This is a genomic window from Pseudoxanthomonas mexicana, from assembly GCF_001556105.1.
Taxonomy (GTDB): domain Bacteria; phylum Pseudomonadota; class Gammaproteobacteria; order Xanthomonadales; family Xanthomonadaceae; genus Pseudoxanthomonas_A; species Pseudoxanthomonas_A mexicana_A.
This window is the reverse complement of record NZ_LSIF01000059.1, coordinates 113,146-126,399: the sequence shown is the minus strand read 5'-3', so window position 1 is coordinate 126,399 and position 13,254 is coordinate 113,146. Positions and strand designations below refer to the sequence as shown.

Below are 13,254 nucleotides of genomic sequence, written 5' to 3'. Positions count from 1 at the left end.
GCCCGCCGAAGGACGCGGCGGCACGGGAGGTTGCGACGGCGGTGGCCTGTGCCGGCGCATCCCCGCGTGGATATCCTGCATCCAGCCCGCTCGCCGCCCGCCAAGGATCCGCCATGACGCACCGCCTCGTTGTCCGGACTGCCTTACTGCTGCTGATCGGGGGACTGACGCGCGTCACCGCGGCGCAGGCACCGCCCGCCGCGCCGTCGCCGGCATCGCGCCCGCCGGCCGTACTCACCGACGAAGCGGCCAGGCGCGCGGGCGACAACTACCAGCGCTACTGCGCGCTGTGCCATGGCCGCGACCGCGAGGGCCACGTCAACGACCATGCGCCGTCGTTGCGATCGAGGTCGTTGCTGGAATCCGAATTCCCGGTGCTGGGCGAGGCCATCGGCTACGGTCGCCAGGGCACGCCGATGGGCGGCTACCTCGACGAAGTCGGCGGACCGATGACCCGGCAGGAGATCGGCGACATGCTGCGCTGGCTGCGGAAGACCGCCGCCGTGGAGGCCATCGACATGGGAAACCATTCGCTCGACCGCACCATCGGTGATGCCACGCGCGGTGCCGCGGTGTACGCGCAGCAGTGCGCGACCTGCCACGGCACGAAGGGCGAAGGCGGCACCGGCACCGCGCTGGGCAATGCCGCAATGCTGGCGCTGACGCCGGACCGCTTCCTGCGCCACGCCATCGTCAACGGTCGTCAGGGCACGCCGATGCCCGCCTTCGGCGGCGTGCTGAGCAAGACGCAGATCGACGACGTCACCGCCTTCCTGCGCAGCCGCAGCACCGGCTCGGCCGCAGGCAAACGAACGCTGCGTACGCCGCCCGCGCTGGCCGACGCCGTGATCAACGCGACTGGCCGCGCACCCGAGTTCGGTGAGCTGAAGGAGGGCCGCTACCTCAGTGCGGCCGCGCTCGATCGGGAACTGAAGGCCAAGCGCCGCATGGTGCTGCTGGACACGCGGGTCACGTCGATGTGGCAGATGGCGCATATCGAAGGCGCCGTGCCGATCCCGTACTACAGTCGCGACGTGACGCTCGCAGCATTGCCGCGCGATGGCACGTGGATCGTCGCCTACTGCGAATGTCCGCGCGCGGCCGCGGATTCGGTGGTGAAACGCTTGCGCGAGGACGGCGGCTTCAAGAACACGGCGGTGTTGTACGAGGGTATCCAGGGCTGGGTCAGCCTGGGCTATCCCGTGGTCGCGGGCGATGCCACCAAACCCGCCGCAACGCCCTCAAAACCGTAGCGTCCGCGAACGACCATCGGCCGTCGCGTGCCGTCAGTGCGGTACGCGGCGGATCTTCGTGATGTCGTACCCCATCGCCTCGATCTGCCGGAGCCGCGTCTGGTAGTCCGCCTCCGTGATCGTCGGTGTGCGCGCCATCATCCACACGTAGTCGCGCCTGCTGCGCCCGACGATCGTTTGCTGGTAGTCGGCATCCACGTACGCGATGACGTACTCGGCCTGGATCGGCCAGACGAACTGCATGCCCCACACTGCGCCGCCCGTGTCTGGCGTGACGGTACCGACCGGGTGCATCGTCTTCTCGGGGCCGTCGAGCGCGCCCTTGCGGAAACGGAACGTGGTCTGGATGCGGCCATCCGGCAACCGCGCATACGACTCGACGGCCGCGTAGGCGTTGCGTTCGGGAAACGAGGGGATATGGGCGATGACGTACCAGTCGCCCATGAAACGCGCCACGTCCACCGGGGCCGCGGTGGGGATCGACGGTTTGACGTTGCCCTGGCGGCACGCGGCCGTGCTGGCGACCATGACGGCGAGCAAGGCGAAGGGCAGGGTGCGCATGTCAGTGCTCCTGGGTTGGACGCTGGAACCGGTAATGCGCGACCAGCCATTCCTGGCCGTCGCGGTAGCCGAAGAGTTCGGCGCAGGCCATCCAGAACATGCGCCAGCGCTGGTTCCACAACGCGGCGGCATCGCCATAGGCCGTGCGCAGCACCGGCATCACCTCGTCGCGGTGCGCGTCGTGCTGCGCCAGCCAGTGGTTGGCGGTGCGCTGGTAGTGCGTGCCATCCAGCAGCCAGCGTTCCTGCAGGTGCAGGTGATCCTGGAAGAACAGCAGCAGGTCGGCCGACGGCATCATGCCGCCGGTGAAGAAGTGCCGGCCCATCCAGTTGTCTTCGCCCTGCGTCTCGAACGGGTACATCAGGTGGCGGTGGACGAAGATGTGCACGAACAGTGCGCCACCGGGGCGCAGGGCATCGTGGATGCGCTGCATCAGCGCCGCATGGTTGCTGACGTGTTCGAACATCTCCACCGACACGCAGCGGTCGAAGGCCTGCTGCTCCAGCTGCAGCTGGTTGACGTCGCAGGTGATGACGCGGACGTTGTGCAGGCCGCGTTCCTGGCAGCGCGCTTCGATGAAATCGCGCTGCGAATGCGAGTTGGACACCGCGGTGATGCGGGCATTCGGGTAGCGCGCCGCCATCCACAGCGTCAGCGAGCCCCAGCCGCAGCCGAGTTCGAGGATGTCCTGGCCGTCGGCCAGGGCGGCGCGTTCGCCGTACAGCGCCAGCATCGCGTCCTCGGCCTGGTCCAGCGTCTCGTTGCCGGTGGCGTAGAAGCAGCTGCTGTACTTCAGCCGGTGGCCGAGGCAATGGCGGAAGAACGCCGCCGGCAGCTCGTAGTGCTGGCGGTTGGCGGCATCGGTATGCCGCGCCACCGCGCCGCGGCGCAGCTCGTGCAGGCGCTTGGCAAGGCGCGCGGCCTGGCCCGCCTGGCCGCCCTCGCTTTCTTCGCGCAGGCGTTGCGCGCACAGCCGCCGGATGCCGGCGCGGATCACGGCGTCGGGCAACACGCCGCGTTCGGCCAGGCCGAGCAGGCCGGTGGCGGGTCGGTCGAGTGGCAGTTCGCCGGCCATCGTGTTCATCGTGTCGTCTCCTTGCCTGCAGGTGTCGGGAACCAGGGGAACAGCATCGGCGTGCGCCGCTGGTAGTCGCGGTAGTCGTCGCCACGCGTGCGCAGCGCCTGCGCTTCGGTGAACGGAATGCCGCTGATCCAGCGCAGGAACACGAACATCACCAGCGGGCCGCTCAGCGACAGCCAGAACCACGGCGAGCCCGCCGCCAGCGCGATGTAGGCGAACCAGTGCAGCCATTCGAAGAAGTAGTTGGGATGGCGCGAGTAACGCCATAGCCCTTCGCGGCACGTGCGGCCACGATTCGCCGGATCGCCGCGGAAGCGGGCGAGCTGGCGGTCGGCGACCGTTTCGCCGATCACGCTGACCGCGCCGATCAGCGCGGCCAGTGCGATCCATGGCCAGACCGTGGCGACCGGACTGCGCGCCACGGCGGCGAACGGCAACGCGAACAGCAGCACCAGCAGCGACTGACCGGCGAAGAACAGGTAGAACTTGCCCTGGTGGCCGTGCCAGTGCGCGCGCAGGTACTGGTAACGGCCGTCTTCGGGTTCATGGGTGACGCGTTGCCACAGGTGCACCGCCAGCCGCAGGCCCCAGCTGCCACCGAGCACGGCCAGCGCGACGCGGGCCTGCCAGGCGCCATCGCCGCAGGCGGCCAGGAAAATCGCGGCGAATCCCACGCACGCGGTCCACACCACGTCGACCATGCCGGCGTTGGTGTGGCGGCGTTGCCACCACCAGCCGACGGTCATGGCCAACAGGGACACGCCCCAGACGATCGCGATCGCAGGCAGCAGGTTCATCGTGCCCCCGTTGCGCCATGCAGCGGTCGCTGCATCAGCAGGTGCGACACACCGATGGAGCGTTCGAGGAAGCCGCCTTCGCAATACGCCAGGTAGAACTCCCACAGGCGGATGAAGCGCTCATCGAACCCCTGCGCGCGCACGTCCTGCAGGCGCATCAGGAAACGGCGGCGCCAGGCGCGCAGCGTGTACGCGTACGACAGACCGAAGTCCTCCTGGTGCACCACCTGCAGGTCGCTGGCGCGGGTCTTGGCGCCGTACATCGCTTCCAGCGACGGGATGAAGCTGCCGGGGAAAACGAAGCGCTTGATGAAGTCCACCGCATCGCGCGCCTGCACGTAGCGGTGGTCTTCGATGGTGATGGCCTGCAGCAGCGCCTGTCCGCCCGGCCGCAGCAACGCACCCAGCTTGCCGAAGAAAGTATCCAGGTACGGCGCACCGATGGCCTCGATCATCTCGATGGACACCAGCTTGTCGTATGTGCCCCGCAGGTCGCGGTAGTCCTGCAGCAGCAACGACACCCGATCCTGCAGTCCGGCCTCTGCGACGCGCTGGCTGGCCAGGGCGTGCTGCTCGCGCGAGATGGTGGTCGTGGTGACATGGCAACCGTAGTGGCGTGCGGCATGCAGCGCGAAGCCGCCCCAGCCGGTGCCGATCTCGATCACGCGATCAGCCGGCGACAACTGCAGCTTGCGGCACACCGCATCGAGCTTGCGGAAGGAGGCGGTGTCGAGGTCGTCGTCCGCCGAGGCGAACATCGCCGACGAGTACATCAGGTCGGGCGACAGGAACAGCGCGAAGAAGTCGTTGCCGAGGTCGTAGTGCGCGGCGATGTTGCGGCGGCTGCCTTCGCGCGTGTTGCGGCGGAACGCATGCCAGCGTCGCAGCGCCCAGCCACCAAGGCGGGCGAGGCCGGTTTCCATGCCGTCGAGCAGCGACCGGTTGCGCACCAGCAGCCGCACCAGCATGACCAGGTCATCGCAGCGCCAGTGGCCGGCGATGTACGCCTCGCCGGCACCGACACTGCCCTGCGCGGCGATCGCGCGATAGAACGCGGGATCGTCCACCCAGACGTGCACGGTGGGCAGCGCATCACCGGTCGCCTTGCCGAAGCGGTGCTCGCCCAGCGCATCACGTACCACCAGCGTGCCGTGGGCGAGGGCATCCAGGCGTGCGAGCAGCTGCGTGCGCAGCGAGCGGTCGAGCGCGCCGTACACCGGCGGAGGGGAAACGTCTGCGATCTCGTTCATGGGGCTTCGCGGGAGAGGGAAGGGTGGTCGTGGACCGGCGTGCGCTTCAGCCACAGGCGCAACGCCTGCCAGTGGATGCCGCCGACCACCTGCGCAGTCATCAGCGGGTAGCGCCACAGCACGCGTGCCAGCGATGCGCCATTCAAGGGTCGGCGCTGCAGCGTCAAGGTGGCGTCGAAAGCGCACTGGCCTTCGCGTGCGACCTGCATGTGCACGCGCAGCGCGTCGTCCGGCGAGTTGAAGCGCCAAAGGTAGTCGCAGTCCATCGGCAGGAACGGCGAGACATGGAAGGCCTTGTCGAACCCCCATTCCCAGCCATCGCCACGCGGCGCGCCTTCCTGCACCGGCAACACGTAACTGTGCCGCTCGCGCCACGGTGTGTTGGTGATCTCCGCCAGCACCGCATCCAGCGTGGTGCCGTCGGGCTGGAAGCAGTAGTAGAAGCTCACCGGGTTGAACACGAGGCCGCCGTAGCGCAGGTGCGTGAGCAGGCGGACAGGGCCTTCGGGGCGTCGCCCCAGCCGCCGCGCGACGCGGTCGCGCACGGCCTCGGCGAGCGGCTGGTCGTGCGGCGCGAGGTAGTCGCTGCGCCGGAACTCGGCCAGGTTGCGCCGGCCGATCGACCATAGCCAGCGGCGCGCGAACACCTGCTCCAGCTCATCCAGGTCCAGGTAGAGCTGCGCCATGCGGTAGCGGAAGGCGTGCGGTCGCGGCACGTGCCGGCGATGGCGCACCCAGCCTTCGTACACCGCACTGGCGAGCGGTGCCTTCATGCGGTCACGGCCTCGCGCCGATGCGGTACATCGGCGGCCAGGTGACGTGCCTCGAACGCGTTGACCAGATCGTGTGCGCTGCGGATGCCGTCCTCGTGGAAGCCCCAGCCCCAGTACGCACCGGCGAACCACGTGCGGCGATGTCCCTGGATCTCGTGGCGACGCTGCTGCGCGGCGACCATGGCGTGATCGTAGACGGGGTGCCGGTACTGCATGCGGCGCAGCACGCGGGCGGGATCGATGTCGTCGCTGCGGTTGAGCGTGACGACGAAGGGCTCGGGCGACACGACGCCCTGCAACAGGTTCATGCAGTAGCTGACCGTGCACGGCGCATCGGGGGCGCGTGGTACGTGCGCATTCCACGCCGCCCAGGCCTTGCGACGGCGCGGTAGCAGGCGCGCGTCGGTATGCAGCACGGTGTCGTTGGTCTGGTAGCGGATCGCGCCGAGGATCTCGCGCTCGCGCGCGTCGATGTCCTGCTGCAGCAGCGCCAGCGTGGTGTCGCTGTGGCAGGCCAGCACCGCGTGGTCGTAGCGTTCGCGTCCGGCTTCACTGATCAGCTCGACACCGTGCGCATCGCGGGTCACCGCATACACGGGGCACGACACGCGTTCCTGCACCGACCAGCGATGCCGCAGTGCGCGCACATAGGTGGCGGATCCGCCGGTCACCACGCGCCACGGCGCGCGCCGTCCCAGCGTCAGCATCTGGTGGTGCGCCATGAACTGCACCAGGTAGCGCGCGGGGAACGCCAGGATGCGATCCGGCGGCGACGACCACAGCGCCGATGCCATCGGGACCAGGTGTTCGTCGCGGAACGCCGCGCCGTAGCCGCCTGCGTGCAGGTAGTCGCCAAGCGTCGGACCCGCGTCGTCGCCGGTCAGCAGCGCGGGCGCTTCCCGGTAGAAGCGCGCCAGGTCCTTCAGCATGCCGAGGAAGCGCGGCGACACCAGGTTGCGGCGCTGGCAGAACAGGCCGTCCAGGCTGGTCGCGTTGTATTCCACGCCGCTGCGCTCGCTGTGGACCGAAAAGCTCATGGTGGTTGGCTGCGACGCCACCCCGAGTTCATCGAACAGGCCGCACAGCAAGGGATAGTTGTCGGGATTGAAGACGATGAAGCCGCTGTCGATGGCGTAGCGCCGGCCGGCCTGTTCCACCTCATGCGTATGCGTATGACCACCGAGATAGTCGTTGGCCTCGTAGAGCACCACCTCATGTCGCTTCGACAGCCACCAGGCGGAGGCCAGCCCGGCGATGCCCGATCCGATCACGGCGATGCGCATGCTCAGGGCCTCGCCTTCGCGAGCACCCACGCGGGCACCGGCTTGAGATCGCGGACCAGTCCGAACAGTGCGAGCACGCGCAGCCCGTACCAGGTGAGGTCGACCTCCCACCAGCGGAATCCCTGCCGGGCCGTGCCGGGGAAGAAGTGATGGTTGTTGTGCCAGCCCTCGCCGAACGTCAGCAGGGCCAGCCACAGGTTGTTGCGGCTGTCGTCGCGCGTGTCGAAACGGCGCTTGCCGTAGCGGTGCGCCAGCGAATTGATCGTGACCGTGGCATGGAACAGCACGACGGTGGAGACGAAGAAGCCCCACACCAGCAGCTGCGGCCCGCTGGTGCCCAGCTGCGGGGCGATGCGGTCGAGCAGCACGCCGAGGCCGTAGAGTGCGGCGGCCAGCACCACCGGCACCACCGTGTCGTAGCGGTCCAGCCAGCGCAGTTCCGGATAGCCGGCCAGGTCGGGAATACGCGACCAGTCGGTGCGGAAGCCGTCGCGGGTGAGGAACCAGCCTGCGTGGCTCCACCAGAAGCCGTGCACGGAGGGCGAGTGCGGATCGGCCGCGGTATCGGCATGCCGATGGTGGTTGCGATGGTGTGCCGCCCACCACAGCGGCCCGCGTTGCACGCTGGAAGCGCCGATCAGCGCGAAGACGAACTGCAGCACCCGCGAGGTGCGAAACGTGCGGTGCGAGAAATAGCGATGGTAGAAGCCGGTGATGGCGAACATGCGCACGGCATACAGCGCGACCGCGACGATCACGGCGGTCAACGACACGCCGACCCACAGCACCGCCACGCAGGCCAGGTGCATGCCGATGAAGGGCACGGCACGCAGCCAGTCGATACGCGGGTCAGGGCTGGCAGCGTCCGTGTCTCGCCCCTGCGTATCGAACCACCGGCGCAGCGTGGCCAGGCCGCGCGACGCGAGTGAAGAGGGTGGGGGTGCACTGGCCGGCATTGCAGGTGTCTCCGCTGCGTTCAGGAGACATACGTGGCGACGGCGCGATTGGATGCGGGAAACCCGTTCACCCTGCGCACGTGGTGACCAGCGGCGTCGCCAGCGCCGTCTGCAGGGCGCGCGCGTCGGACGCCATCGCGGGCTTCGGAAAGACGATGCGTACATCCTGATGCTTTCCCGCGCCGTCGCGGATCGTCGCGATGCCGGCGAACTCCAGCAGTCGCTGGTCGGCATCGGCGTAGGTCAGCTGCATCGTCGGTGCGACGAAGCCGTACCAGCGGTCCAGGCGCATCGTCAGGCGCTTCGCCGGGATGCCGTTCCAGCTGACCGATGCATCCGGTGTCAGGCGCACCGGCATGAACGCCATGCGGCTGGGTAGCAGGAACGGCTGCGTCACGCCACGGCCGGCACGCAGCGCCGTCCAGTGCAATCGCACGCTCGCATCGAAGCCGGCATCGATCACGCCGTCGTCGGGGACGGCGAGGGCACGTTCCTTCTGCCTGGCGGCGGTATCGGTGCGGACGTACACCACGCGTCCCCGTGGTCCGCTGCGAACGCCTTCGCGGTAGCCGTCGCGGGCGTCCTCGAAGTCGAAATCCGGCGCCTGCGCGCGTGATCGCTCGATCACCGTCTTGCGCGCGAACGCGCGGCCGTCGGGACAGCGGTACAGCACCAGCCGGCGCGCGCCGCCATCCTGCCGGTAACGCCAGTGCGATTCGCGGTAGAGCAAGGCGGTGCCGCTGCGCGCGTAGGCCTGCGCTTCCTGCTGCTCGATGTCGGTGTTCGCCTCCGCCCGGCTGCCGGCCGAAGCGAGCAGCAGGGCGGCGGGGAGCAGCAGCAGGCGAGGGCGTGCGGGCATGGGCATGCGGAGCGCCAGTGGGGAGGATGATGTCCCTTACGGTGAGGCGGCGTGGATGGATGCATCCCGCTGCCACCGCGGGGCTGCATCCAAAGTCCTGACTTGCGCGTAAAGCCCGCCATCACGAGCCGCAACGGGAACTGGCATACCATGCCGTCCGACTTCACAAGGAAACCGTCGTCCTTCGGGACGGCCCGGCCGGTGTCCACACCCACGCCCTCGCCACGGGATGCCCATGACTGGACCGGCGACATGATCGCCGTCGCGCGCCTGCGCGACCGTGCCAGCTTCATGCGCATCTATGACCACTTCATGCCGCGGCTGTGCCTGTACCTGCGCGGGCTCGGCTGCCCCGAACCGGTGGCCGAGGAACTGTCGCAGGAAGCCCTGTTGCGCCTGTGGCAGCGTGCGGCGATGTACGACCCGCAGCAGGGCGCGGTGTCGACGTGGCTGTTCCGCATCGGCCGCAACCTGCATATCGACCGTGTGCGACGCGAGCCGGGCTGGGTGCAGGTGCTGGACGACGCATGCCCCGCGTCGGACGAGGAACTGGCCCGTCCCTTCACCTCGGCCGAAGACTATGCGGAACACGCGCACCTGCAGCGCCGCATCGAGGAACTGCCCGCCGTGCAGGCCCGTTTGATGCGTATGTCGTATTTCGAAGCCAAGAGCCACCAGGACATCGCCGACGAGCTGCACATGCCGCTGGGCACGGTGAAGTCGCACCTGCGGCGCGCGTTCCTGCGCCTGCAGGGTCTTGTACGAGGTCAGTCGTGAATCCGCACCATCATCTCGATCCGTCCACCGTGGTCAGCTACGCGGCCGGCGCCCTCGCGGTCGAAATCGCGATCGTCGCCGCCACGCACCTGGAGACCTGTGCGCACTGCCGTGCACGCGTCGACGAGGCCGAGCGCATCGGCGGGCAGCTGATCGAGCACCAGCAGCCGGCGGCCATCGCGGCGACGGAGCGGTTCGCCGGCCTGCGCGCCGCCATGCTGTCGCAGCTGGATGACATGCCAGCGCCGGCCGCCGCGCCGTCGCCGCGCACCGCACCCTATGAAGCCGACGACCGCCTGCCGGCACCGCTGCATCCGTATTTCGGCACCTCCTACCGCGCCTTGAAGTGGCGCTGGATGGCGCCCGGCGTGCATTGCATCCGTGCGCGCGGGACGAAGAGCGGCACGTTGCTGATGTTGAAGATCGGCCCAGGCCGCAGCATGCCGGTGCACAGCCATGGCGGCACCGAGCTGACCCAGATCCTGCGCGGCGCGTACCACGACGCGCTGGGCCACTTCGCCCCCGGTGATGTGGCCGACCTCGACAGCGACGTCGAACACCAGCCGGTGACCGTGCCTGGTGCGGCCTGCATCTGCGTGTCGGCGCTGGATGCCCCGCTGCGGTTCCCGGGCTGGCTGGCGCGGAAGCTGCAGCCGTTGTTCAAGCTGTAACGGCTGCGTTCGTTCGGGAACCTCTTGTCGTGGTGCCGCCGATGCCCTAGCGTCTGCCGCATCCAGGCAAGGAATGCAGGCGATGAAGACGCAAGGATGGGTGGCGTGGCTGCTTGGCGTGATGATGCCGGCGGCCATGGCGGCGCCGATGTCGTGGAATCCGGTCGGCGAAACGGCGAACTACGCGCTGGATGGCGGCGGCGATGTGTTGTCGGCCGAAGGTGCATCGCTGGCCGTGCAGTCGAAGCCGGGCGCGGCCAAGGGCTTCGGCGGCGGTTCTGTCGTGATCGACGCGACACCCTACCGACAACAACGGGTACGTCTGTCGGGCCGCATCAGCACGCGCAACGTCGAAGGGGCCGCAGGCGTGTGGCTGCGGGCCGATGCCGCGTCCGGTCGCGTTGCGTTCGCCAATACACAGAACGAACCGGTATCCGGCACGACTGACGACGTGCTGCGCGAGGTGGATATCTATGTGCCTGCTACGGCCGAACGGCTGCTGGTCGGTCCGCTATTGAACGGCACGGGGCGCATGGCCGTTCGCAACCTGCGTCTGGAGCACGCGCCACCATCATCGGATGATGGCGTATCGCCATCCCTCATCGTCAACGACGCGTTCAAGCTGATCCGGGATAACGCATTGAATGCGGACCGCATCCAATGGCGCCAGGAACAGGTCGATATCGCGCATCAGATGCAGCAAGCGCATACGGCCGATGACGCCTACGGCGTGATCCGTTCGTTGCTGGGGAAGCTTGGGGATCGCCATAGCGGCCTGTTGCCGCCGAGCATGTTCCAGCGCTTTTCATCGGTGGGCGTGCCGTCGTTCGCGCCCGCCGTGGAGGTGCGGGACGCGGTTGGCATCATCTCGGTGCCTGCCTTCAGCGGTACGGACGCAACCGCGGGAGAGGCATTCGCACGTAGTCTTGCGTCGGCTATCGCGTCGCATGCACCGAGGGTGTCGTGTGGCTGGGTCGTGGACCTGCGCGGCAACGGCGGCGGCAACATGTGGCCGATGCTGTCCGGCTTGCGCTCGCTGCTGGGTGATGCAACTACCGGCTACATGCGTGACAGGGAGGGCAAGCAGCAGCCCTGGAAGATCGCGCCGCCGGATGTACGTGCACCCGATCTTTCCTTGGTCCCGGTGGTGGTGGTCACGGGAGCCAAGACGGCCAGCTCCGGCGAAGCCGTCGCAGTCGCATTCCGCGGGCGTCCACATGCGCGCAGCGTGGGCCAGCCGACGGCTGGGTTGAGCACGGGAAACCAGTTGTTTTCCTTGCCCGGCGGCGCGGGATTGAAGCTGACCACCGTTCGCTTCGTCGACCGTACCGGCCACGCCTATGGCGCAAGCCTCATGCCCGATGAAGAAGTCCCGGAGCCGGACGCGGTACCGCACGCCGTCGCGATGTTGACGGGCTGCACGCGGTGAGTGATCCGGGTCGCCGTGCCGCGCGGACGAGGTGACGTTACAGCCAACGTGGCGTTCCGCCGACATCGTCGCGCACCAGAAACTCTCAATGCGCTGAATCTGTTTCTCCTGCGGTCTCGTAGAACCCGCATGCGCTCCACCGTAGATCACGGCCATGCATGACAAAGCTGAACGCGCATCGCGAAGCATTGCGTGGCGTGCAGCATTGAGGGCGCGACTCGCCACGTCTCGCCCTGATTGCGGTCTCTCGCTTCCCGAGCGTGCTCGCATCGTCTCATCACGTGAGCGGGCGCCCGATAAGATGACGCCATGCAACTGAAGGACAAGCTCGCGATCCTCGCCGATGCCGCCAAGTACGACGCATCTTGCGCGTCCAGCGGCGCGGGCAAGCGGCATTCGCTGGGCAAGGGCGGGATCGGCAGCACCGAGGGCATGGGCATCTGCCACTCGTACACGCCGGACGGGCGTTGCGTGTCGCTGCTCAAGATCCTGCTGACCAACTTCTGCATCTACGATTGCGCGTACTGCGTCAACCGCGTGTCCAGCAACGTGCCGCGCGCCCGCTTCGCCACCGCCGAAGTCGTGCGGCTGACGCTGGAGTTCTACAAGCGCAACTACATCGAGGGCCTGTTCCTCTCCAGCGGCATCATCCGCAATGGCGACTACACGATGGAGCAGATGGTGGAGGTGGCGCGCAGCCTGCGCGAGGACCACCGCTTCGCCGGCTACATCCACCTGAAGACGATTCCGGAAGCCTCGCCGGAACTGCTTGCCGCCGCCGGCCGCTACGCCGATCGCCTGAGCATCAACGTCGAACTGCCGACCGAAGCGGGTCTCAAGCAGCTGGCGCCGCAGAAGGAAGCGCAGGGCATCCGCGATGCGATGGGCGAACTGCACTGGCGCATCCAGGCAGCGAAACCCAGCAAGCAGGAAGCGCAACAACCCAAACGGAAGCGGCCGCCGAAATTCGCGCCGGCCGGGCAGAGCACGCAGATGATCGTCGGCGCCGATGCGGCCGACGATCGCGCCATCCTGCAGACCAGCGATGCGCTGTACGGCCAGTTCCGCATGCGGCGCGTCTACTACTCCGCCTTCAGCCCGATTCCCGACGCCTCCACGCAGCTGCCGCTGCGCGCGCCGCCGCTGTTGCGCGAGCACCGCCTGTACCAGGCGGACTGGCTGCTGCGGTTCTACGGTTTCGACGTGAAGGAGATCGTCGACGACCTCGGTAGGCAGGGCGGCATGCTGGACCTGGATGTGGACCCCAAGCTGGCGTGGGCGCTGCGCCATGCCGAACAGTTCCCGGTCGATCTGAACACCGCGCCGCGCGAGACCCTGCTGCGGGTGCCGGGGCTGGGCGCGCGCAACGTGCAGCGCATCCTCGATTCGCGCCGGCAGGGCAAGCTGCGCGTGGCCGACCTGGCGCGCTTGCGTGCGCCGCTGCAGAAAGTGCTGCCGTTCGTGGTGCTGCTCGACCATCACCCGCGCCAGCGCCTGGACGATCCGGTGCGGCTGCGGCGCGAACTGGCGCCGGCGCCGCGCCAGGCCGACCTGTTCGGCTGAA

The 13,254-nt window shown here is 68.3% G+C and carries 13 protein-coding genes; 5 read left to right on the top strand and 8 right to left on the bottom strand.

Annotation, left to right across the window (positions count from 1 at the left end):
- Positions 1-113: 113 nt before the first annotated feature.
- A complete protein-coding gene (locus AX730_RS10510) occupies positions 114-1,253 on the top strand; it encodes a c-type cytochrome (protein WP_062355895.1) in 1,140 nt (379 codons plus the stop codon).
- A gap of 33 nt (positions 1,254-1,286) precedes the next feature.
- Here the strand turns inward: AX730_RS10510 and AX730_RS10505 are convergent, their stop codons facing one another.
- The 8 genes from AX730_RS10505 to AX730_RS10470 form a co-directional block, all read right to left on the bottom strand.
- Positions 1,287-1,814 carry a lipocalin family protein gene (locus AX730_RS10505; protein WP_062355892.1) on the bottom strand — a complete coding sequence of 176 codons (528 nt, stop codon included), beginning with the start codon at positions 1,812-1,814 and terminating at the stop codon, positions 1,287-1,289.
- A 1-nt stretch (position 1,815) separates the two neighbouring features.
- Entirely contained in the window at positions 1,816-2,898 is a 1,083-nt protein-coding gene (locus AX730_RS10500) for an SAM-dependent methyltransferase (protein ID WP_062355889.1), read from the bottom strand.
- Positions 2,895-3,692 carry a DUF1295 domain-containing protein gene (locus tag AX730_RS10495; protein ID WP_062355886.1) on the bottom strand — a complete coding sequence of 266 codons (798 nt, stop codon included), beginning with the start codon at positions 3,690-3,692 and terminating at the stop codon, positions 2,895-2,897. The genes AX730_RS10500 and AX730_RS10495 overlap by 4 nt, the downstream gene beginning before the upstream one ends.
- Positions 3,689-4,942, bottom strand: coding sequence for an SAM-dependent methyltransferase (locus AX730_RS10490; RefSeq protein WP_062355883.1), 1,254 nt, complete (start codon positions 4,940-4,942; stop codon positions 3,689-3,691). Before AX730_RS10490 ends, AX730_RS10495 begins: the two co-directional genes overlap by 4 nt.
- Entirely contained in the window at positions 4,939-5,715 is a 777-nt protein-coding gene (locus AX730_RS10485) for a DUF1365 domain-containing protein (protein WP_062355880.1), read from the bottom strand. The genes AX730_RS10490 and AX730_RS10485 overlap by 4 nt, the downstream gene beginning before the upstream one ends.
- Positions 5,712-6,998 carry an NAD(P)/FAD-dependent oxidoreductase gene (locus AX730_RS10480; RefSeq protein ID WP_062355930.1) on the bottom strand — a complete coding sequence of 429 codons (1,287 nt, stop codon included), beginning with the start codon at positions 6,996-6,998 and terminating at the stop codon, positions 5,712-5,714. Before AX730_RS10480 ends, AX730_RS10485 begins: the two co-directional genes overlap by 4 nt.
- Before the next feature lie 2 nt (positions 6,999-7,000).
- Positions 7,001-7,954 carry an acyl-CoA desaturase gene (locus AX730_RS10475; RefSeq protein WP_062355877.1) on the bottom strand — a complete coding sequence of 318 codons (954 nt, stop codon included), beginning with the start codon at positions 7,952-7,954 and terminating at the stop codon, positions 7,001-7,003.
- Between the two features lie 67 nt (positions 7,955-8,021).
- Positions 8,022-8,813 carry a hypothetical protein gene (locus AX730_RS10470; protein ID WP_062355873.1) on the bottom strand — a complete coding sequence of 264 codons (792 nt, stop codon included), beginning with the start codon at positions 8,811-8,813 and terminating at the stop codon, positions 8,022-8,024.
- Between the two features lie 150 nt (positions 8,814-8,963).
- Here AX730_RS10470 and AX730_RS10465 point away from each other — a divergent pair, with 150 nt between their 5' ends.
- The 4 genes from AX730_RS10465 (at position 8,964) to AX730_RS10450 (ending at position 13,253) form a co-directional block, all read left to right on the top strand.
- Entirely contained in the window at positions 8,964-9,590 is a 627-nt protein-coding gene (locus AX730_RS10465; RefSeq protein WP_062355870.1) for a sigma-70 family RNA polymerase sigma factor, read from the top strand.
- A complete protein-coding gene (locus AX730_RS10460; RefSeq protein ID WP_062355868.1) occupies positions 9,587-10,261 on the top strand; it encodes a ChrR family anti-sigma-E factor in 675 nt (224 codons plus the stop codon). The genes AX730_RS10465 and AX730_RS10460 overlap by 4 nt, the downstream gene beginning before the upstream one ends.
- 82 nt (positions 10,262-10,343) lie before the next feature.
- Entirely contained in the window at positions 10,344-11,690 is a 1,347-nt protein-coding gene (locus AX730_RS10455) for a S41 family peptidase (protein ID WP_198147141.1), read from the top strand.
- 309 nt (positions 11,691-11,999) lie between these two features.
- Positions 12,000-13,253: a putative DNA modification/repair radical SAM protein gene (locus tag AX730_RS10450; RefSeq protein WP_062355864.1), complete on the top strand. Its 1,254-nt coding sequence runs from the start codon at positions 12,000-12,002 to the stop codon at positions 13,251-13,253.
- The last annotated feature ends 1 nt before the right edge of the window (position 13,254 follow it).

Bases quoted from the DNA above. Each gene is read 5' to 3' on its own strand.
- AX730_RS10510 (WP_062355895.1), top strand. From the start codon at position 114: ATGACGCACCGCCTCGTTGTCCGGACTGCCTTACTGCTGCTGATCGGG.
- AX730_RS10505 (WP_062355892.1), bottom strand. From the start codon at position 1,814: ATGCGCACCCTGCCCTTCGCCTTGCTCGCCGTCATGGTCGCCAGCACG.
- AX730_RS10500 (WP_062355889.1), bottom strand. From the start codon at position 2,898: ATGAACACGATGGCCGGCGAACTGCCACTCGACCGACCCGCCACCGGC.
- AX730_RS10495 (WP_062355886.1), bottom strand. From the start codon at position 3,692: ATGAACCTGCTGCCTGCGATCGCGATCGTCTGGGGCGTGTCCCTGTTG.
- AX730_RS10490 (WP_062355883.1), bottom strand. From the start codon at position 4,942: ATGAACGAGATCGCAGACGTTTCCCCTCCGCCGGTGTACGGCGCGCTC.
- AX730_RS10485 (WP_062355880.1), bottom strand. From the start codon at position 5,715: ATGAAGGCACCGCTCGCCAGTGCGGTGTACGAAGGCTGGGTGCGCCAT.
- AX730_RS10480 (WP_062355930.1), bottom strand. From the start codon at position 6,998: ATGCGCATCGCCGTGATCGGATCGGGCATCGCCGGGCTGGCCTCCGCC.
- AX730_RS10475 (WP_062355877.1), bottom strand. From the start codon at position 7,954: ATGCCGGCCAGTGCACCCCCACCCTCTTCACTCGCGTCGCGCGGCCTG.
- AX730_RS10470 (WP_062355873.1), bottom strand. From the start codon at position 8,813: ATGCCCGCACGCCCTCGCCTGCTGCTGCTCCCCGCCGCCCTGCTGCTC.
- AX730_RS10465 (WP_062355870.1), top strand. From the start codon at position 8,964: ATGCCGTCCGACTTCACAAGGAAACCGTCGTCCTTCGGGACGGCCCGG.
- AX730_RS10455 (WP_198147141.1), top strand. From the start codon at position 10,344: ATGAAGACGCAAGGATGGGTGGCGTGGCTGCTTGGCGTGATGATGCCG.
- AX730_RS10450 (WP_062355864.1), top strand. From the start codon at position 12,000: ATGCAACTGAAGGACAAGCTCGCGATCCTCGCCGATGCCGCCAAGTAC.